The 21,208-nt window shown below is 46.3% G+C and carries 18 protein-coding genes and 2 tRNA genes; 12 read left to right on the forward strand and 8 right to left on the reverse strand.

Annotated features, from left to right (window positions below; all coding sequences use genetic code 11):
- Window positions 1-3: 3 nt before the first annotated feature.
- Entirely contained in the window at window positions 4-459 is a 456-nt protein-coding gene (locus HYN59_RS05375) for a DinB family protein (protein ID WP_108777289.1), read from the forward strand.
- Between the two features lie 72 nt (window positions 460-531).
- On the opposite strand, the gene HYN59_RS05380 is transcribed toward HYN59_RS05375, so the two are convergent.
- A complete protein-coding gene (locus HYN59_RS05380) occupies window positions 532-1,155 on the reverse strand; it encodes a DUF3298 and DUF4163 domain-containing protein (RefSeq protein WP_245895670.1) in 624 nt (207 codons plus the stop codon).
- A 273-nt stretch (window positions 1,156-1,428) separates the two neighbouring features.
- Between HYN59_RS05380 and HYN59_RS05385 the strand changes: the two genes are divergently transcribed.
- The 4 genes from HYN59_RS05385 to recO all read left to right on the forward strand — a co-directional run bounded on the left by HYN59_RS05385 (window position 1,429) and on the right by recO (window position 7,222).
- Complete coding sequence (locus HYN59_RS05385) at window positions 1,429-2,571, forward strand: cystathionine gamma-synthase (RefSeq protein ID WP_108777291.1); 1,143 nt, start codon at window positions 1,429-1,431, stop codon at window positions 2,569-2,571.
- 199 nt (window positions 2,572-2,770) lie between these two features.
- Window positions 2,771-4,114 carry an NADP-specific glutamate dehydrogenase gene (gdhA, locus tag HYN59_RS05390; RefSeq protein ID WP_108777292.1) on the forward strand — a complete coding sequence of 448 codons (1,344 nt, stop codon included), beginning with the start codon at window positions 2,771-2,773 and terminating at the stop codon, window positions 4,112-4,114.
- A gap of 113 nt (window positions 4,115-4,227) precedes the next feature.
- Window positions 4,228-6,501, forward strand: coding sequence for a type IX secretion system anionic LPS delivery protein PorZ (gene porZ / locus HYN59_RS05395; protein WP_108777293.1), 2,274 nt, complete (start codon window positions 4,228-4,230; stop codon window positions 6,499-6,501).
- A gap of 10 nt (window positions 6,502-6,511) precedes the next feature.
- Window positions 6,512-7,222 (forward strand): DNA repair protein RecO, encoded by a 711-nt coding sequence (gene recO, locus HYN59_RS05400; protein ID WP_108777294.1) that lies wholly within the window; start codon window positions 6,512-6,514, stop codon window positions 7,220-7,222.
- A 9-nt stretch (window positions 7,223-7,231) separates the two neighbouring features.
- On the opposite strand, the gene HYN59_RS05405 is transcribed toward recO, so the two are convergent.
- The 6 genes from HYN59_RS05405 to rseP form a co-directional block, all read right to left on the reverse strand.
- Window positions 7,232-8,149 (reverse strand): alpha/beta hydrolase, encoded by a 918-nt coding sequence (locus HYN59_RS05405; RefSeq protein ID WP_108777295.1) that lies wholly within the window; start codon window positions 8,147-8,149, stop codon window positions 7,232-7,234.
- An 18-nt stretch (window positions 8,150-8,167) separates the two neighbouring features.
- Window positions 8,168-8,680: a hypothetical protein gene (locus HYN59_RS05410; protein WP_108777296.1), complete on the reverse strand. Its 513-nt coding sequence runs from the start codon at window positions 8,678-8,680 to the stop codon at window positions 8,168-8,170.
- A gap of 93 nt (window positions 8,681-8,773) precedes the next feature.
- Window positions 8,774-8,857, reverse strand: a tRNA-Asn gene (locus HYN59_RS05415).
- Entirely contained in the window at window positions 8,851-9,135 is a 285-nt protein-coding gene (locus HYN59_RS05420) for a GIY-YIG nuclease family protein (protein ID WP_108777297.1), read from the reverse strand. The genes HYN59_RS05415 and HYN59_RS05420 overlap by 7 nt, the downstream gene beginning before the upstream one ends.
- 60 nt (window positions 9,136-9,195) lie before the next feature.
- Window positions 9,196-9,269 (reverse strand) — tRNA-Asn (locus tag HYN59_RS05425).
- A 138-nt stretch (window positions 9,270-9,407) separates the two neighbouring features.
- Window positions 9,408-10,733, reverse strand: coding sequence for an RIP metalloprotease RseP (gene rseP / locus HYN59_RS05430; protein WP_108777298.1), 1,326 nt, complete (start codon window positions 10,731-10,733; stop codon window positions 9,408-9,410).
- A gap of 246 nt (window positions 10,734-10,979) precedes the next feature.
- Between rseP and HYN59_RS05435 the strand changes: the two genes are divergently transcribed.
- The 6 genes from HYN59_RS05435 (at window position 10,980) to HYN59_RS05460 (ending at window position 17,605) form a co-directional block, all read left to right on the forward strand.
- Entirely contained in the window at window positions 10,980-12,056 is a 1,077-nt protein-coding gene (locus HYN59_RS05435; RefSeq protein ID WP_108777299.1) for an NADH:flavin oxidoreductase/NADH oxidase, read from the forward strand.
- Window positions 12,057-12,174: 118 nt separating this feature from the next.
- Complete coding sequence (locus HYN59_RS05440; protein ID WP_108777300.1) at window positions 12,175-13,224, forward strand: Gfo/Idh/MocA family oxidoreductase; 1,050 nt, start codon at window positions 12,175-12,177, stop codon at window positions 13,222-13,224.
- 174 nt (window positions 13,225-13,398) lie between these two features.
- Window positions 13,399-14,349 carry an aldo/keto reductase gene (locus HYN59_RS05445; RefSeq protein WP_108777301.1) on the forward strand — a complete coding sequence of 317 codons (951 nt, stop codon included), beginning with the start codon at window positions 13,399-13,401 and terminating at the stop codon, window positions 14,347-14,349.
- 185 nt (window positions 14,350-14,534) lie between these two features.
- Window positions 14,535-15,029 carry a cupin domain-containing protein gene (locus HYN59_RS05450; RefSeq protein WP_108777302.1) on the forward strand — a complete coding sequence of 165 codons (495 nt, stop codon included), beginning with the start codon at window positions 14,535-14,537 and terminating at the stop codon, window positions 15,027-15,029.
- A gap of 43 nt (window positions 15,030-15,072) precedes the next feature.
- Window positions 15,073-16,068, forward strand: a complete 996-nt coding sequence (locus HYN59_RS05455) for an alpha/beta fold hydrolase (RefSeq protein ID WP_108777303.1) — start codon at window positions 15,073-15,075, stop codon at window positions 16,066-16,068.
- 325 nt (window positions 16,069-16,393) lie between these two features.
- Window positions 16,394-17,605 (forward strand): MFS transporter, encoded by a 1,212-nt coding sequence (locus tag HYN59_RS05460; protein ID WP_108777304.1) that lies wholly within the window; start codon window positions 16,394-16,396, stop codon window positions 17,603-17,605.
- Between the two features lie 69 nt (window positions 17,606-17,674).
- On the opposite strand, the gene HYN59_RS05465 is transcribed toward HYN59_RS05460, so the two are convergent.
- Window positions 17,675-19,591: a M1 family metallopeptidase gene (locus tag HYN59_RS05465; RefSeq protein WP_342748348.1), complete on the reverse strand. Its 1,917-nt coding sequence runs from the start codon at window positions 19,589-19,591 to the stop codon at window positions 17,675-17,677.
- 251 nt (window positions 19,592-19,842) lie between these two features.
- On the opposite strand from HYN59_RS05465, the gene serS reads away from it, so the two are divergent.
- The gene (gene serS / locus HYN59_RS05470) at window positions 19,843-21,114 is read left to right on the forward strand and encodes a serine--tRNA ligase (protein ID WP_108777305.1); all 1,272 of its coding nucleotides are present in this window, start codon (window positions 19,843-19,845) and stop codon (window positions 21,112-21,114) included.
- Window positions 21,115-21,208 lie beyond the last annotated feature (94 nt).

A 21,208-nucleotide genomic window follows, 5' to 3' on the forward strand; every position in this document is an offset into this window, starting at 1 on the left:
AAAATGGAAAACGAATTCAGGATCACCCGCACTAGCAGGGAAATTTACGACCGCTTTTTTGATAACTATTCGCTGGAACAGCTAAATAAAATTCCACCAGGCTTCAACAATAACCTTATCTGGAACATCGGCCACATTATCGTTTCACAGCAGATCATGATCTATGGCGGAGCAGGACTTACACTAATGGTAAGCGATGAGCTTGCAGGCAAATACACCCGCGGCACAAAACCGGAGTTCGACCTCACTCAAAAGGAAGTCGATGAGATAAGGTCGCTGCTGTACTCACCTGTCGTAAGGACAGAGGAGGATTATTACAATAGGGTATTTACAACGTTTACTGAAAGGAAAACCCAGCTGGGCTTTACGTTGTCAACAGTTGAAGATGCTATTGCCTTTAATAATTACCATGAAGGTATCCATTTGGGGATGATGATGTCTATCCGCAAATTTCTTTAAAGTTATAGAGTTCCGGGTTTCGGGTTGCTCATAGTGACGCAAAACTCGGAACTCGGAACTCGAAACCCTGAACTATTGAACCTTTAAAAATTGCTCCACCTCGCTATACGGGAAAACCAGTTCTTTCGCCCCGTCGGCAAAAGATGATATTTCTACAGGGTTGTACAGCAGCAGCAATCCGTTATCGGTATAAAAGATATTTTGTGGCAGCGTAAAAACATTTTTGTCGAACATCATGCCCGTACTGTTGATAGGCTTTTCTTCCGGAATATTGAATTTTTTACGGAATGACTTTTCAGCATACGCGGTAAGCCCTTTTTCATCTTTCAGGATATCCGACCGCTTTAGGGTTTGCCCAGTTTTAGCATCGATTATGACCGACCTGTTGCCTTCGTAGCCATGTGCCCCGCCGGTATACATAAAGTTGTTTACCTTAAAGTTGATAAGGTTATCGCTCTGGTATTCTTTTGTGGTTTTAATTTTAGCTTCCCAGCTGTTTTCTGCCTCTTCAGGGAATTTTTTAGCCAGATCATCATACGATTTTATGAACGAAGCCGTCAGCTCCTCATAATTCTTCGAATTGGTAGGCTTTTCGCCAAAGTAAACTATGCTCCTTGCTACCCTGAACAGCGATTGGTTGATGCTGTCGGCTACTTCGGGATTGCCATTGGCTGCTTCCTGCACTTTAATATCCACATAAGTACATTCCTTTTTGCAGATCGTGCTTTTTTTAGAATAGGTTTTGGGTTCAAAACTCAGGGTTGCAGGCGCTTGAGGCGATTCTGTAACGGTGGTTTCTTCCTTCTCTTTTTACATCCGGCCAGTAAAAATAAGCCAAGTGCCAGGGTTAAATAGCGTTTCATATAGCAAAGTGTTATTCTTTTACAAAAGGTTGTGCTGCCTTGTTACACAGATAACCATTTTACAGTAAATTTGCCTAAATTATTTGACAAACAAACTACACATTATATGAAATTTAACACCAAAACCATACACGGCGGTCAGCACCACGACCCATCTACCGGGGCGGTAATGCCACCGGTGTACCAGACATCAACCTTTGTACAATCGAGTCCCGGAGTCCACAGCGGTTACGAATACAGCCGTGCGGCCAACCCTACGCGTACTGCCCTTGAGAACGCCTTGGCGAGCATCGAAAATGGTGCGCGTGCCCTGGCATTCTCATCCGGACTTGCAGCGACCGACTGTGTACTGCGTATGCTGAAGGCAGGAGATGAGGTTATTGCTATGGACGACCTGTATGGCGGTACCTACCGCATGTTTACAAGGGTGTACAAAGACAGCGGCATCAAATTTCATTTTGTCGATATGAACGACCTTGAAAAGTTCAGTTCGCTATTCAACGAAAATACAAAGCTGGTTTGGGCCGAAACGCCAACCAACCCGCTGATGAAGCTTGCCGATATTGAAGCGGTAGCCAAAATATGCAAGGAGAAAAAAGTGCTTTTTGCGGTAGATAATACTTTCGCGACGCCGTACCTTCAGCGTCCGTTAGACCTTGGCGCTGATATCGTGATGCATTCGGCTACCAAATACCTGGGGGGACACAGCGATGTTATTGCCGGAGCCCTGATCATGAAAGATGCCGAACTGGGCGAGCAGATGCACTTCCTGCAGTTTGCTACAGGGGCAACTCTTGGGCCGCAGGATTCGTACCTTGTACTTCGCGGTATAAAAACATTGCACTTAAGGATGCAGCGCCATTGCGAGAACGGACAGAAAGTAGCCGAATACCTGATCAAAAACCCGAAGATAAAAGCAGTGTATTACCCTGGCCTTGAGAGCCACCCGTTCCATGCGCTTGCCAAAAGGCAGATGCAGGGCGGTTTTGGAGGAATGGTTTCCTTTACATTCACATCGGGCGAAAAAGCAGAGGCCATCAAATTCCTTGAAAACCTTAAAGTATTTACCCTGGCCGAATCACTGGGCGGTGTTGAGTCTTTGGCCAACCATCCTGCCCTGATGACGCATGCGTCCATACCGGAAGACAAACGTAAGGAGATCGGTATCAGCGACGACCTGGTGCGCCTGAGTGTAGGTATTGAGGATGCGGAGGATCTGATAGCGGATATTGAGCAGGCTTTAGGATAGTGGATTTGTTGATTCGTGGACCTGCCTACCGCAGGCAGGTTTGGTTATTCGGCTGTAGCTCAAAACAAAACCACATCCACGAATCACCAGATTAACCTTTTAACAAATTACCGCATCCCCACATGACCAAATAAACAAAAAATGTATATTTGCCGAAATTTTACGCAAACGTTTTCTTAAAACCTAATATCTTTAAAACATGAGTGATAGCATACAGTCTTTTATGGACACCGTTTCGAAAAGGAACGCCAACGAGCCGGAATTTCTTCAGGCAGTGCACGAAGTTGCCGAAACGGTAATACCTTTTATAGAAAAAACCCCGAAATACCAGGGCAAGATGCTTTTGGAAAGAATGGTGGAAGCCGAAAGGGTTATCCTTTTCCGCGTTACCTGGCTGGATGACAAAGGCAATACGCAGGTGAACAGGGGCTTCAGGATCCAGATGAATTCGGCTATAGGCCCATACAAAGGCGGCCTTCGTTTCCATCCTTCGGTAAACCTGAGCATCCTTAAGTTCCTTGCCTTCGAACAGACGTTCAAAAACAGCCTTACTACCCTGCCAATGGGCGGCGGTAAAGGAGGATCTGACTTTGACCCTAAAGGAAAATCAGAAAACGAGATCATGCGTTTCTGCCAGAGCTTCATGACGGAACTTTCTAAACATATCGGCGCTGATACCGACGTTCCTGCGGGCGATATTGGTGTAGGAGGCCGTGAGGTAGGCTACATGTTCGGCCAGTACAAAAGGCTGAGAAATGAGTTTACAGGAGTGCTTACCGGCAAAGGGATAAGCTTCGGCGGTTCGCTCATACGCCCTGAGGCTACAGGCTATGGCTGTGTGTACTTTGCACAAAGCATGCTTGGCACCAAAGGCGAAAGCTTCAACGGCAAGACGGTAGTGGTTTCAGGCTCGGGTAACGTAGCCCAGTATGCTGCCGAAAAAGCAATGCAGCTTGGCGGTAAAGTAGTTACCTTCTCCGATTCAGCAGGTTATATCTATGATGAAGAAGGTATCGATGCAGAAAAGCTTGCTTACGTAATGGACCTTAAGAACGTACAGTACGCAAGGATCAGCGAGTATATCAAAAAATACCCGAATGCCAAATATGTGGCAGGCGGCAAGCCATGGGAAGTGAAGTGTGATATCGCCCTTCCTTGTGCTACCCAGAACGAGCTTAACGGCGATGAGGCAAAACAGCTTCTAGCCAACGGCTGCATCTGCGTTGCCGAAGGGGCTAACATGCCAAGCACGCCGGAAGCAGTTATCGCGTTCCAGGATGCAAAAATATTGTTTGCTCCGGGCAAAGCGTCTAACGCAGGCGGTGTTGCCACATCAGGCCTTGAAATGTCTCAAAACTCACTTCGCCTAAGCTGGAGCAGGGAAGAAGTTGACGAAAGGCTGAAAGGCATCATGCACAACATCCATAGCGCATGCCTTACTTACGGCACGCAGGATGACGGCTATGTAGACTATGTAAAAGGAGCTAACATTGCAGGTTTCGTAAAAGTTGCCGATGCAATGCTTGCCCAGGGAGTAGTATAAATTTCCTTTAAAGAATATTGAGCCTCTGCAAATGCAGGGGCTTTTTTTATGCCCTTTATACAAAAATGACTATAATTGCGTTTTAGCTTATATTTGCGCAAATAATTGCTTTGATGAAAAGAGTTCTCCTGTTATTGTCCCTACTGTTTTCTATTGTTTCCATCGGCCAGGGCAACCAGCTGTGGGGCAGCTACTATTCCTATAACAACGTCCAGGACATTACCGAATCGAACAACAGGGTATTTGCGGCATCGGAGAGCGCTATGTTTACCAAAAATGTAGCGACCAATGAAATTAAGACAATAACCTCGGTAGATGGCCTTAAAGCAGAAACAATAACCGCAATACATCACAGCCCCACATACGGCAAAACGCTTGTAGGCAACGCCAACGGTTTATTGCTGGTAGTGAACAATGATTTTTCTGTGCTCAACAGAATCGCTATCGTGCAGGAAACTACCATACCGGCTGCCAAAAAGAAAATCAACCATATTTATGAATATGAAGGGAAAGCATATATTTCCTGTGATTTTGGAATAGCAGTATTTAACTTGGCCACACTGGAGTTTGGCGACACCTACTATTTAGGCCCGAGCGGCGCTGAAATTTCGGTAAGGCAGGCGACAATATATAATGGATATATGTATGCAGCCACTAATGAAAGCGGGCTAAGGCGTGCCACATTTCCCAATCCGAACCTGAATGATTTCAGCCAGTGGACCCAAGTCTTCGGAGGTGCCTGGTCGGCCGCACTCACTTATTCCGGTAGTTTTTTTGGATTTGCTAACGGAACTCTATACAAACCCGACCTGCAAAATAATATCCCGTATGGATTTGACGTTTTTCCTTCTGAGATGGTCGACCTCAGGGAAGCGAACGGATACATGGTAGCTACCTGCTCCAATCGGATAAATGTTTATAATGATGCATTGGTGCGGGTATTCCAGCTTAACCTTATACCCGGAGAAAATGTTACTTTTACCTGCGCGACTATTGTTGGCGGCGATATTTTTATCGGGACAAAGGAAAAGGGAGTATTTTCCATTCCTATGACCAATCTCTCCGCTGTTACCAATATAACTCCGGATGGGCCTCTGATGAGCAGTATTTTTTCGCTGGATAAGACGCCTAATAATTTATGGGCAGTGTATGGAGGGTATTCTGCGACCTATAATCCATTCCCGCTAAAGTACTATGGCATTAGCAAGTTTTCAAGTACTGGCTGGACACATATTCCTAATGATGATTTATTTGACGCAGCATCAATATCTGACATAATTGCCAACCCAAATAACGAAAATATTGTTTTTGCAGCATCTTTTCATGATGGACTTATTAAAATAGAAAATGATGTCCCTGTGGCAATCTATGATGAAAGCCCCGCTATACCCAATGGGCCGGAACCTATTTCCAGTTCGGATATAAGTGTGAGGATAAACAGCCTCGCTTTTGACAAGTCGGGGAATTTATGGATGACCAATTCACTTGCACATAATGCAATTAAAAGGTATAGTCCTGGCAATGACCAATGGGCCTCATTTAATATATTTGAAGCAATTGGCGCCGATAATTTTGCCAAAATGGCTATTGACAGGAACAATACAAAATGGATTCCGACAAATCATAATGGCGTGTTGGCGTTTAATGAAAACCTGAACAATAAGTCTATTATCATAAAAGGACAGGAAAACCTTCCTAATGATAATGTAAAGTGCGTGGCTATTGATAACAATAACCGCTTGTGGATAGGGACAATAACCGGCCTGCGTGTGGTTTCGAGCATAGAGCGCTTTATGACTGAAGACGAACTGACGGCCAACCCGATTATTATCCTGGAAGACGGGCTCGCACAGGAACTGATGTACGAGCAAACGATCACCGATATTGTTGTTGACGGCGCTAACAACAAATGGATTGGTACAGCGGGTGCAGGGGCGTTCCTGGTGACGCCGGATGGGCAGGGTACGCTCTTTCATTTTACAAAAGAAAATTCACCGCTGCCCAGCAATAACATAAACGATATTGAGATCGACTCTGCAACGGGAGAAGTGTTCTTTGCCACCGACAGGGGAATGGTTTCCTACAAAGGCACCTCTACCGCAGCGGCTGGCGACCTGAGCAAGGTATATGTGTTCCCGAATCCTGTTCGTCCCAATTTTGACGGCGACGTAAATATCAGCGGGCTTGTAGATAAAGCGAATATCAAGATAACCGATATAGAGGGCAACCTGGTATATGAAACCACTTCCGAAGGCGGTACGGTATTATGGGATACCCGTGCTTTTGGAAAGTATAAGGTGGCTACGGGCGTTTACATGATCTTCATTTCGTCAGAAGACGGTACCGAGACCAAAGTAAAAAAGGTAATGATCATCAGGGGAGAATAGCCAAACGACAATGTTAGTAAAAACGAAAGCGATAGTCATCAGTTCCCTGCGCTACCAGGAAAAAAGCCTTATCGTGAAGTGTTTCACTGAATCTGACGGGCTGAAATCCTACTATGTGAGGGATGCTTTTTCATCTAAAAAGAACGCCCAGAAAACAGTCTATTTCCAGCCCCTCAGCCTCCTTGAGATAGAAGCAGTGCATAAAAACAAGGGCACACTGGAATACTTCAAAGAGGTAAGGCTGGCACATCCTTATTTTTCTATCAACAAAGATATCGTTAAAACAACAATAGCTATTTTCCTTTCAGAAATGCTGCATCACAGCATTAAGGAGGAGGAAAAGAATCAAAACCTGTATTCCTTTCTCGAAACGGCAATGCTCTGGCTCGACAGCCATGACAATGCTGCCAATTTCCATTTGGTACTGCTCCTGGAGATAACCAAATTCCTGGGTTTTTATCCTGAACGCAACGACATGCTTCCGTTCTTTGAGATGACCGAAGGTGTATTTTCGCCTTACCATGGCATCAGCTGCCTAACAGAAGAAGAAACGGCATTGCTGCGTACCCTGATGGGGCTGAAATTCGATAACAGCGGCAAAGCTTTCCACGTAACGGAAAGGCAGGCACTGCTGAAGATACTGCTGGATTATTATGCGCTCCACCTCGAAGGGTTCAGGAGGCCGAATTCGGTTGAGGTTTTAAGGGAGGTTTTTAGTTAGAAGGAAGCGTTAATCACAAAACTTATACTTACTGTTCGCCTCACAATTCCTTCCGGTGGCAATTACGGTATGCGACTGCTCTTTCCCGCCCTTCAGCGTCATGTCCATAAAGTCGATAATGGTTTGCTGGCCCTTGGCGAACAGCATGTCGCTATAGTCGTGCTCGCCGCCGCAATAAGTCACCAGGTGCGTACTGCCATTGAGCCCCAGCATATGGTTATAAATGGAATACGACCCAAAGAGCATCAGCCAGCCGGATGAATTTGTGGGGCAGTAATGGTGTGCTGCAGTTCCGTAAGGCACTGTTTTGTCGCAGCTGCCGTGGAAAAGCATCACGGGTACCAGCGTGTTTTTATTGATTAGGTTGATGTCCATAATAGCACCGGCACCCGATATTATACCCGCATATTTAAAGCCCTCAGGGAGCCTGCCCGGATACAGCTGCATCATGGTTTTATCCCAGAATGCGGCATGAAGTACGGTTTCTGCCCCCGCACTGCTCCCGGATATAAATATTTTTGAAGGGTCGATGTTGTAAGTGTCTTTATTGCTGATGAAAAACACTACGGCCTGCTGTAACTGGTTGGCCGCGATCTGGATGGCCTTTATCTTTTCCGGAATGGTGCCGCCACAGCTAAAATTCTTGCCTTTCATGTATAGCGAATAGCTTATGGATGCCACCGCATAGCCTTTGGATGCCGCATAGCTGCAAATGTGGTGCCCGTTCTTTCTTTCGCCACCAGAGAAGCCGCCGCCATGCACATGGATGAGCAAGGGCAGCTTGCCGGCAGGCTTTCCTTTAGGCAGGAACAGGTCAAGCTCCAATTTCAAGCTGTCGTTGGTAAAATAGGTTATAGTTTTATATTCCTGTGCGTTTACAGACAGGAAGCAAAACAGCGCAGCGAAAAGCAAAAATTTCTTTATCATAATCAAAAAAATAATGATTTATCCTTTAACCAGCTGGCTCGCTTTAAACACCTTCGACCATTTCTCGATAAACGTATCATCAAGTTTTTTCTTTTTAATGGCAATAAAGTTTACATGCAGGCTCTCATCACCCTGGATGGCATAATATAACTGCGACTCCGGATTTGGGTCGTCATTGAACTTAGGGCTTTCTATCTTGAATAGCACCCAGATGTTTTTTACAGTATCATCGCTTTCTATGATCGTCATTTTCGATTCCGGTGCATTTTGCAGGGCGCTTTGCTTAAAAAGTTCGGCTATCTGAGCTGTATTCTGCACTTTGACACCTTTGATGGCCATCATATTCCCCATCAACGTCCAGTTTTCAAAAGTCTCTTTTTCCGGAATGAGTTCCACCATGTGTGTGGGGCCATCTGCCTGGTCACTGGCAATCTTTAGTTTAGCTTCCTTAGGCCAGTCTATAGTAAGTGATTCCTGTCCGAAGGAGATATTTATAGCGAGCAATGCGACAAAGAGGAGTAGTTTTTTCATTTGGAAAGGTTTGGTTTTCCAAATATAAGGGTTTTGAAGGTGAGGGGATGTATAAAAACAAAAAAGCCTCACATTTCTGCAAGGCTTTAAAAGCTCCCCCTCTTGGGCTCGAACCAACCCCGATAGCTATCGGGGCTCTGATTAACAGTCAGATGCTCTAACCGGCTGAGCTAAGGATTAAATTTTAGCTTTAGCTTTATACCCATTTCAGGATATTGGATCAGGTTTTGAATATAGATTTTGCTTTTCATTGATTTAATATGCTTCTCTATTGTCATCCCTTGGTGCTTTGAATCACATAACAATGAGTACACGAGTTTCCAGTCATCGGCATTATAAGTGAATTTTCCAGCTTCTGCATTTTCATGAAAGCCCAATCTAATATCAATATTAGAAGTATACACTGTATAGTACCGTTCTAATTTTTCTGAATGAAGGATATAGACATAGTGCATTTGGAAATAATCAGCATTTTATAAAACAAAAAAGCCGCACTAATAGCGCGGCTTTAAAAGCTCCCCCTCTTGGGCTCGAACCAAGGACCCTCTGATTAACAGTCAGATGCTCTAACCAGCTGAGCTAAGGAGGAAACTGTATATTGTTGTATTTATATCTTCTTTATGAACGTTTGCTGATAAAAGCGTTACTGTTACAGCGGTGCAAATATATAACCATTTTTAGTTTTCACAAACAATTTGACGAAAATTTTAAAAGATTTTTTCAGTCGCTAATTCACGATCAGGTCGTAAATGTCTTTTCCGAAAGTTAACACCATAAGGCTTAATAATATAACCATTCCCACAGTTTGTACTACGCCTGCAGCCTTATCGCTAAGCCTGCGGCCCGTGATCATTTCGGCAATGGTAAAGAGTGCATGGCCGCCGTCAAGGCCCGGTATCGGCAGTATGTTCATAAAAGCAAGCCCTATAGAGAACAGTGCCGTAAATTTCCAGAAGAATTCCCAATCCCAGGTTGTAGGCATATTCGAGGCTATACCCACTACGCTTTTCACGTGCGTGTAAGCGCCTGTAGAAGGGCGCAGGATAAGCTTGAATTGCTTGATGTTGTAAACTATAAGTGAATAGGATTCCTCAACCGCTTTCGGCATTGCCGAGAAAAAGTTGTAATGTTCAACCGTTGCAAGGTCAATTTTGTCGGTCGGCTTCTCTACATATCCCATCACGCCATCTTTATCCACACTTATCTTAATATCCATTGGCTGCCCGTCACGCATCACGTTCAGCGTCACGAAACCGTTTTTATTTTTATAAGCCACTTCACTTGCCTGGCCCAGGTAACGCAGCTTCTGGCTGTTTATACCGGTAACCCTGTCGCCCTTCTTAAGTCCGGCTTTCTGTGCATTGCCCGTAGGGATGACACTATCAATCACGGTGCCGGTCACTTTATAATGGATAAAATCACGGCCTTCTTTGTCCAGTATCTCTTTTTTGTTCTCGTCGGTCAAAACCAGCGTTTCCGGCTTGCCATTGCGCTCCACTTTTATAGTGTCGCCTAATAGCACGTCCAGCACCAGCCTGTCAAAGCGTTCCTGGCTTTTTCCGTCTACGCTCAGGATCTTGTCGCCATCACGGAAACCTACTTTTTGCCCGGTCTCGCCAAATACAAGCCCTACATTTTGTACTTTTTCGGTAGCCACATATTTTTTTCCATACGTGCAGTACACCATAGTGAAGATGAACCACGCCAGCAATACGTTTACAATAATACCACCAAGCATGATGATAAGCCTTTGCCATGCCGGTTTCGAACGGAATTCCCACGGCTGTGGCGGCAGCTTCATCTGCTCGGTATCCATGCTTTCATCCACCATGCCGGACAGCTTTACGTAGCCTCCAAGCGGAAGCCACCCGATACCCCATTCTGTTTCACCTATTTTTTTCTTTACCAAAGAGAATCCCGCATCCATAAAAAGATAGAATTTCTCTACCCTCACCTTGAACCATTTTGCGGTTATATAATGCCCGAATTCGTGCAATATTACAAGTATCGACAACATAAGCAGCAATTGGGCAACCTGAACAACTATATCCATTCTGAAATTTTAGTTTTGTATAAACGCACAAAAATAGTGTTTTCTGATTTACTTCCGCTTATTTTAATTTTCATGCATCTGATTTAAAAGTTTGTTAATAATCAGTACAGGGGTTTTATGTATGGCGATTACAGGGTAAATTTACATTGCGAAATCAGTACCCGTAAGAATTGCTTTCGGATTAGAGGTATATTTACCAATATAAATACCATTTATCCCGCGGGATGATCATTAAAAAACACACCTATGGCTCCATCACTTTTTTCATTATTCCAGATAAAAAGCATCATATTCAAGAATCGCATCGTGGTATCGCCCATGTGCCAGTACTCTGCCGAAGACGGCTTTGCCAACGACTGGCACCTGGTACACCTTGGCGCAAGGGCAATAGGGGGGGCGGCGCTCATCATGCAGGAAGCTACGGCCGTATCGCCGGAAGGAAGGATATCGCTCTGCGACCTCGGTATCTGGAGCGATGAGCATATAGAGAAATACAGGCAGATAACAGCCTTCATCCTCTCGCAGAATGCTTTTCCGGGTATCCAATTGGCACATGCGGGCCGAAAGGCGAGTATCAGCACACCATGGCAGGGTAACCGAAAACTGGTGCCGGATGAGGGCGGATGGCGTACAGTAGCCCCGAGCGCGATCCCTTACCATGATAATGAGGCCCTGCTTCCTGTCGAAATGGACAAGGACGCCATTGATAAAGTTGTAAACGATTTCCGTGAGGCTGCACGCAGGGCGCGCGAGGCAGGATATAAAGTACTCGAAATCCACGGGGCTCACGGTTACCTGCAGCACCAGTTCCTTTCTCCATTGTCCAATAAACGTACCGATGAATATGGCGGCAGCTTCGAAAACCGCATCCGTTTCCTGCTGGAGACTATAGACGCCGTGAGGCTGGAATGGCCGGGCGACCTCCCGTTGTTTGTAAGGCTGTCCGGTACCGATTGGGCAGAAGGCGGATGGAATGAGGACGACACGGTAGCACTGGCCGCGATACTCAGGGAAAACGGCGTCGACCTGATAGACTGCTCCTCGGGCGGATTGGTATCGCACCAAAAGATACCTGTTGGGCCGAATTACCAGGTTCCCATTGCCGAACGCGTAAAGAAAGAAGCGCATATTTGTACCTCCGCTGTCGGGCTGATCACCGAGGCACATCAGGCAGATGATATTATAAAAGAAGGAAAAGCCGACCTGGTGTTCTTTGCCCGTGAAGCCCTCCGTGACCCGAATATCGCACTCACGTTTGCCCACGAGCTTAATGCAGAAGTCATTTGGCCAAAGCAATACGAACGTGCCCAACTGAAGGATTAATTCCGGGTTTTTGGGTTTCGGTTTATAATAGCTACGAAATAATATTTATATACTAATAATATAAGAGTGAAGCTCGCTCCTCTCTCCTTTGGAGAGGGGGTGGGGGTGAGGCCAAACAATGAAAACAATAAAAACAGCACTACTCTCATACGGAATGTCGGGCAAAGTATTCCACGCCCCGTTTCTCGAAATGCATCCCGGCTTTGAGCTTACCGGCTCGTGGGAACGCAGCAAAAAACTCATACAGCAGGATTATCCCGATGTGAAAAGCTATGGATCATTGGAAGAACTGCTTGCGGATGATGTGGACTTAGTGATCGTAAATACCCCAGTGGATACGCATTACGAATACGCCAAAAAAGTACTCGAAGCAGGTAAGCATGCCCTCGTTGAAAAAGCCTTTACAACCACCGTTGCCCAGGCGGAAGAACTTGATGCCCTTGCAAAGCAAAAAGGCCTGAAGCTGGCCGTTTTCCAGAACCGCAGGTGGGACAGCGACCTGAAAACCGTGAAGCAGGTACTCGATCAAAAGGTTTTGGGTGAAATTGTGGAGGCGGAATTCCGTTTTGACCGATACAATCCTAACCTGAGCCCCAAAGCATGGAAGGAAGATAACAACCCCGGTGCAGGGATCCTGATGGACCTCGGTTCGCACCTTATCGACCAGGCGCTATACTTGTTCGGGTTTCCGGAAGCGGTATTTGCCGATATACGCAGGCTAAGGGAAAACTCGCAGGTAGATGACGATTTTAGCATCATGCTTTATTATCCCGACAAAAGGGTGAAGCTGCACTCCGGATTTTTTGTCCGCGAAGGGGTGCCGGCGTATACACTGCATGGACGCAAAGGGTCCTTCCTGAAACAGCGGGGCGACATCCAGGAAGATGTGCTCAAAACCGGGCAAAAGCCAAACCTTGAGGATTGGGGCACCGAACCCGAAGAAAAGGCCGGTTTTCTCCACACCGAGCATGACGGCGAATTATTTCGTGGCCACATACCCACGCAACAGGGAAATTATTACAGCCTGTTCGATGGGCTTTATAAGTCGATAACTGAAAACATACAGGAGCCTGTCACTGCTGAAGATGGCATCAGGGTCTTGAAAATAATAGCCGCTGCACAGCAGAGCAGCGCACAACGAAAAGTAGTCGATTTAGGAGCTGTCTAAATTTTGAAAAAGCAACGAAATGTCATATTGAGCGGAGCCTGTCTGACGACATAGGCAGGTCGAAATGCGCTATTTTCGTTGCTTTAGCTTCTCGACTGCGCTCGAAGTGACAGCCGTTAATATGTATTTTACCTAATATAAGTTAAATTTAGACAGTTACTTAAAATAAAAATTATGGAAAAACGCCAATTAGGAACTACCGGCCTGCATGTATATCCCATCACTTTCGGGGGCAATGTATTTGGCTGGACGATCGATGAGAAAAAGTCATTTGAGCTGTTGGATGCTTTTACCGGCAAAGGCTTCAATTTTATAGATACTGCCGATGTGTATTCGCGTTGGAAACCGGGCAATGAAGGCGGCGAATCGGAAACCATCATCGGTAACTGGATGAAAAAGCGCGGCAACCGCAACGATGTGATCATCGCTACCAAAGTAGGCAGTGATATGGGCGGCGGCAAGAAAGGGCTTTCGAAGAAATATATCCTCAATGCCGTTGAAGCATCATTGAAACGATTGCAGACCGACCATATCGACCTGTACCAGTCGCATTGGGACGACCCCGAAACACCTATTGAAGAAACGCTGGACGCTTATGCCCAACTGATAAAAGAAGGCAAGGTGCGCCACATTGGGGCATCCAACCTTACCGCCGACAGGCTGAAGGAGTCATTACAGGTCGCCGCCGAAAACGGCCTCCCCGCCTATGAAACGTTCCAGCCGCATTATAACCTCTACGAACGCGAAGTTTTCGAGAACGGTCTCGAGCCCGTTTGTCTTGGCAATAACCTTGGGGTGCTCAATTATTATTCGCTTGCCAGCGGATTCCTTACAGGAAAATACCGCTCCAAAGACGACCTTGATAAGAGTCCGCGCGGTGGTGGTGTAGCCAAGTACCTTGACGACCGTGGCTTTAAAATACTTGCCGCACTAGACGAGGTTTCAAAGCAATTGAAAACCACACCCGCAACGGCAGCGCTGGCATGGCTCATCCACAGGCCATCGGTTACAGCCCCTATCGTAAGTGCCACAACTGTTGACCAGCTTGAAAGCATCATGAAGGCACCCGACCTGCCTATCACTGCCCACGAGATCGAACTCCTGACGCAGGAAAGCGCGTGGTAGTTTTTAAGTTGATGCGTTGATTTGGTTATTCGACAAAAAGTTCGGCAAACAATGTCACATATTATAGGCACGTATCGGAGAATCCCGACTGCTATCGGGAGAGAAGAGAATTAAACAGCATGACTGTAGCTGTTCCCCTCTTGAGACGGGTTAGGGGTGTGCTTAAACTAAACAATTGCTTATCCATGGACATTTTACAATTCCAATTCGAAGACGACGGAAAAATACCTAACAGCGTCTTTCCGTTAATCGTTTATAAAAATGCTTTCGATCCCGGCGAAAACCTTGCTGATGTTATGGAAGAAACATTCGCTAAAAACAACTGGAAGAATGCCTGGCGCAATGGCGTATACCCGTACCATCATTACCACAGCATTACCCATGAAGTGCTGGGCGTTTATAAAGGCTCGGCACAATTGCACATGGGTGGCGAAAATGGCCAAAAGCTGGATGTAGAAGCTGGAGATGTGCTTGTACTTCCTGCCGGTACAGGGCATAAGAAAATATCTGCTTCTGAGGACTTTGCAGTGCTTGGGGCTTATCCGGGGGGAGTGGAGTATGACCTGCTGACCGGAAAAGATAGCGAGCGCGTGAAGGCTTTGGAAAATATTGCAAAAGTACCCTTTCCCGATAACGACCCGTTGCTTGGGAATGAGGGTATACAGGAATTTTGGAAATAGTAGGGGAACAGTTGCATTCCGGTAATTCTTTAATTTTTAATATATGAAAAAACTAACAGCCTTACTGACAATTCTGACAGTGGTTATTTCTTCCGCCCAGGAAAAGCCTCTTGAGCCCACCGGCCTGCGAATGGAAAACATCACTTATCCGTTCCCTGTAAAAGAACTTGCGCTTAAAATCCAGGGACAGGACCTGGTAATGGCCTATATGGACCTTCAGCCGCAAAAGCCTAATGGCAAAACCGTACTGCTGCTACACGGCAAAAATTTTTCGGCAATGTACTGGGAGCAAACGGCAAACGACCTGGCCAAGGACGGCTATCGCGTTGTCATGCCTGACCAGATCGGTTTCGGGAAGTCGTCCAAGCCCGGCAACATCCAGTTCACTTTCCAGCTTTTGGCGCAAAATACGAAAGCAATGTTAGACGAATTGAAGATAACTAAGGTCAATATACTCGGGCATTCAATGGGAGGGATGCTGGCTACGCGCTTTGCCCTTATGTATCCCGAAATGACGGAGAAGCTGATACTCGAAAATCCGATAGGGCTGGAGGACTGGAAAACCGTAGTGCCTTACCAAAGCGTTAACGACTGGTATGCTTCCGAACTAAAGCAGGATTACCAAAAGATGAAGGACTACCAGCTGCAATTTTATTACGGCAGCAAATGGAAGCCGGAATATGACAAATGGCTGTTGCCTGTAGCGGGATGGACCGTCAATAAAGAGTATCCTGTTATTGCCAAAGCATCGGCGCTTACTTACGACATGATATTCACGCAGCCGGTTTTGTACGAATTTGAAAACCTAAAAATGCCGGTACTTCTCATTATCGGGCAAAGTGACCGAACCGCTTTGGGCAAGAATAAAGCACCGAAGGAAGCACAGGAAAAACTCGGCAACTATCCGGTTCTCGGGCGTGAAACCAAAAAGAAAATAAAAGATGCCACACTTATAGGGATCGAAGGCGTTGGCCACCTGCCGCACATCCAGGCCTATGACAGGTTTATTGCGCCGTTAAAGGAATTTTTAAAGAAGTAAATAATTTCAATATTCACATCTCGCAGCGCACGGCTGAGTGAAGCCAGGCCTAAAATATTTCGCGTAAAAATCAAGGGAAGTTTTAGTCTTGGGAGAAGGAGAGCGACCCGCGAGCGGCGCGCAGCAGGCCGCGGCTTGGGTTGCGATGGGAGAAGCTTGCCGTAGATTTTAAGTGAAATATTTGGAGCCTTGAACTTTTGCTTCTTTTGTTTCAGGACAAAAGAAGAATACAGTCATAATAAGATAAGGAAATACAATTTTGACAAAATAGTATACATGCCGTTTCTCCTAATTCTTTAATTTTATTCGATAAAGGCACAAATAAATGGAACAGGAATTAATCGTTGCTGATGAACCTTCCAAAAAATTACGGAAGGCCTACAAAGACATTAAGGCATCTTACCTGAAACGCATCAGGTGGGCGGTTACCCTTTTCTATTTTACCATGGGGCTCAACTTTGCCACATGGGCTAGCCGCATCCCCGATATACAGGCATCCCTCGGCCTTACCGAAGGCGATCTTGGCAGCCTCCTGTTTGCCATACCCCTTGGGCAGCTCTGCATTATGCCATTCTCCGGGAGGCTGGCAGTAAAGTACGGCAGCCACCGCACTGTTGTATTAGGCCTCAGCCTGTATGTGTGTGCCCTTATCGGGTTGGGCTTTGCAAGGGAGCAGTGGCAGTTGTCGCTGGCCTTGTTCTTTTTTGGGATATGCAGTAACCTCACCAACATTTCTGTAAACACACAGGGCATTTATACCGAAGGCCTTTTCCGGAGGTCAGTGATGTCGTCTTTTCATGGTGCCTGGAGCACGGCCGGCTTTACCGGTGCACTTATTGGCATCGGCATGAAAAGCCTGCATCTGGAGCCCAAAATCCATTTCATAGCTGTAGCTGTGCTGATATGGGGTGTTATCATTTTCAATTACAAATACCTCGTCAAAGTAAAAAGCCGGCAGAAGCAAAAAGAAAAGCGAAAGCTTTTTTCCAAACCCGACACGGTACTGGTCTGGCTCGGTGTCATGTCCTTCTGCTGTATGCTAAGCGAAGGCATCATGTTCGACTGGAGCGGGGTGTATTTCAGGAAGGTCATTGGCGCTAGGGGCCCGCTTGCCGTTTTGGGTTACGCTTCGTTCATGGCTTTTATGGCAATAGGGCGCTTTTCGGGCGACATCATTATCAGGAAATTAGGGCGCAAAAGGGTGCTCCAAATCGCGGGGTGCATGGTGTCGTTCGGGCTTTACAGCGCGGTGGCATTACCCTATATTGTTCCGGCTACGATAGCTTTTATGCTGGTAGGGCTTGGCGTTTCTACCATTATCCCTATCATTTTTAGTGTTGCCGGTAACAGGCCCAATATCCCGCCAAGCATTGCGTTGCAAACCGTATCCAGTGTGAGCTTCCTCGGTTTTATGCTCGGCCCGCCGGTAATAGGCCACGTAGCACAGGCTACGAGCCTCCGGATGTCATTTGCTATTATTGGGATATTCGGTATCGGGATAGCATTTTTGGTATCAAGGATAAAGGGAATAGAGTGAAAATTCCAAATTCCAAATTTCAAAAAACAAATCCTAAAAGAGTGAAAACTGCGACTGAACACTAAAAAATTACTCCTTCACAAACTTCAGCTGTACATTTCCTTCACTGGTCACAAGCGTTATAAAATGCATCCCGGTAGCAAGCTGCGATACATTCCATGAGGTTTCGCTCCCGGTTTCCAGTACTTTTTGCCCAAGTGTGTTGTAGAAGATCGCTTTTTCAAGTGTAATTCCTTCAGGTAAATCGGCAGACAGCGTTTCCGAAGCAGGATTTGGGTATAGCTTTACAGCCGATAAGCGGTTAAAGCTATTGGTGCTGAGCGTAATATTGGTGCTGGCGGAAATAATATCCCATTGTGTGTTATACACTGCGGAAACTGCAGTAAAAGGCAGGGGCACGGTATACTGCTGCCCGTTGAACGTGTTATCGAGCACTACATCATATACCTGGCTTTGGGGGCCGATAAATGTGATGGGCACGGGCATTTCGAAATAGCTGACCGATGGATGCGACTGCGTTTGGTTTACCGTGACAAATGCCTGATTGGAACTGCTTGATACAGCAATGTCATAAATAGGATATCCCTGGTTATAGACCCAGTCACTGAAAAATTCATCAAGATCCACGCCGGATTGTGCTTCGAGATGCGCCTGCAGGTCGGGTGTCTTTGCATACGCATAAGCAAGATCGGCATCGGCAAGGTAGTTGCGCAGCGCCTGGAAATAATTGGCGTCGCCCAGCTTATAGCGCAGCATGTGGAGCACCATTGCACCTTTATTATAGGTAAGCCTGTTGCTGAATATCCTGTCTACACTAAGGGTGTCCGTATCGGTAAGATAAACACTTCCGCCAGGCTGGGAGGTGATATTCAGGATCGTTGAAAACTTCCAGTTTATAAAGGCGCTTTCCCCATCCATATGTTGTATTACCATTCCCGCCATATAGGTGGCAGAGCCTTCGTTAAGCCAGATATCTTTCCAGGAGCCGCAGGTTATTTTGTCGCCAAACCAGTGGTGGCCCAGCTCGTGCGCTATCAGCTGCCTCCCGAAGCTTCCCATGAACGAAACCGTGGTATGCTCCATCCCTCCCCCGAAGCCGCATTGTGCATGCCCGTATTTTTCGAGGTGGAAAGGATAGGTTTCAAAGGTCTGTTCATAAAAATCCATAATAGGCACCGTTACGGCGACCTGGCTTGGAACAGAAGTATTTTCAGGATAATAGTAGTTTACAATTGGGAAGGTATTCGGCGCGGTGCCCGCTGTCTGGTTAAAAACGGCATAGTTGCTTACCGCGATAGCGATAAGGTAAGCGGGGATAGGGTAGCCATGATGAAAATGCGTTGTCTTGTTGGCACCATTTACTACCTGCGATTGCTCAAGCCCGTTGGAAACGCTCACATAGGCCGAAGGCGCAGTGATATACACATCGATGCTTTCTACTTTATCTATAAGGTCCTGCTTACACGGCCACCAGTCTTTAGCGCCATAAGGCTGGGAAAGTGTCCACAATACCGGTGAGCCGTTGTGCTCATCGGTTACAAAAGATTCCTGGTCACTTGGCGGTACACCCGAATAGGTAATGATAACCGTACCTGTTGTACCTCCCAATTGGGGAGTAGGAAACGCTATAACAAGCTCATCGTTGGAATTCTGCGTGAACGAAAGGCTGCTGCCATTTTTTGTGACCGAGCTCACGGTAAGGTCATTGCTCAGGTCGAAAGTTATGGAAGACATGTCTTCGTTGGCAACAAAAGTAGTAGTAACGCTTCCGGAAATAAACTGCACTGCTGGATTCACTGTAAGGTCCAGCTTGTGGTATACAACGTCATAGTTGCCTGTATTGACATTGGCCCGGAAACTTCTTAGGGCTACGGCCGACTTCATTTCCGCTTCAGATATCTGCTGTAATTCTTCATTATAAGATTGTGCAAAAGCGCCTGTAAAGGATATAAGGCTAAAAAGCAGGAAGGTAAAATTCTTCATCATGGGTAAAATTTCCCAAATATAATCAGAATTTGATTGAAAAACAGTGGTATAAAGTTTAGATATAAAACATATCCGGTCTGAGCCGCGATCTATAATAAAAAAGCTGTACCTCTCTGCGGTAGTTCTTTGTTAATAAATATTTTTTACTGCTCTAAAGATACATTATTAGTGAAAGTTAGCGTAATTCGTGGCTAAACTCCTTCTAATTAAAACAAATCATTAAATTTGCTCACTTTATAAAAATCAGCATCATGTTACAGACAGCATTTATCAGAGAGAACAGGGAAAAAGTGATACAGGCTTTGGGCAAAAGGAATTTTGACGCAGCGCCATTGGTTGACGAAGTGATAGCCCTCGATGAAAAAAGAAGGCACACACAGGTAGAGCTTGACACGGTACTTTCGGAATCCAACAAGCTGTCGCGTGATATTGGCGAGCTGATGAAAGCCGGCGAAAAAGCCAAAGCCGCCATCCTTAAAGAAAAAACCACCCATTATAAAGAGAAGAGCAAACAGCTGGGCGAAATACTTGCTGCGGCTGCCGAAGCCCTTACGCAGGCGCTTTACAAATTGCCGAACACCCCGGCCGACATTGTCCCTGTAGGAAAAACACCTGAGGAGAACGTTGAGGTACATGCCGAAGGGGAGATCCCTGTACTGCACGAAGGCGCTATGCCGCACTGGGACCTCGCAAAAAAATACGACATCATCGACTTTGAGCTGGGCAACAAGATAACAGGCGCGGGCTTCCCGGTGTATAAAGGAAAAGGTGCAAAATTGCAGCGTGCCCTTATCAACTATTTCCTGGACAAAAATACCGGCGCAGGTTATAGCGAAATCCAGGTGCCGCATTTGGTGAACGAAGCTTCCGGCTACGGCACGGGCCAGCTTCCGGATAAGGAAGGCCAGATGTACCATGTAGGTGTTGACGACCTATACCTTATCCCGACGGCTGAGGTTCCGGTAACCAATATGTTCCGCGATGTGATATTGCAGGAAAACGAGCTGCCGGTATTATGTACGGGTTATACGCCTTGTTTCCGGAGGGAGGCAGGTTCGTATGGCGCCCACGTTCGCGGCCTTAACCGCCTGCACCAGTTCGATAAGGTGGAGATTGTGCGCATTGAGCACCCTGATAATTCCTATGCTGCACTTGACGGCATGGTGGAACACGTAAAAACCCTGCTTCAGGAACTAAAGCTTCCGTACCGCATCCTTCGCCTGTGCGGCGGCGATATGGGCTTTGCATCGGCGCTGACCTATGACTTTGAAGTATTCTCTACCGCGCAGGACCGTTGGCTGGAAATAAGCTCTGTATCGAATTTCGAAACGTTCCAGTCCAACAGGCTGAAGCTGCGTTTCCGCGATAAGGAGGGCAAGAACCAACTGGCGCACACCCTTAACGGAAGCTCACTCGCACTGCCAAGGGTGCTTGCAGGGATACTGGAAAACTACCAAACTCCCGAAGGCATCGTAATACCCGAAGTTTTACGCCCTTATACCGGATTTGATATAATAAATTAGTAGCTTTGTTTAAGGCACAAAGGGAACGCGAATGACGCGGATTTTGGCGAATGCCCGCAGATTTTAAAAAATGACGCGGTAGTATGCTAAATCA

The organism is Flavobacterium album (assembly GCF_003096035.1).
Taxonomy (GTDB): domain Bacteria; phylum Bacteroidota; class Bacteroidia; order Flavobacteriales; family Flavobacteriaceae; genus Flavobacterium; species Flavobacterium album.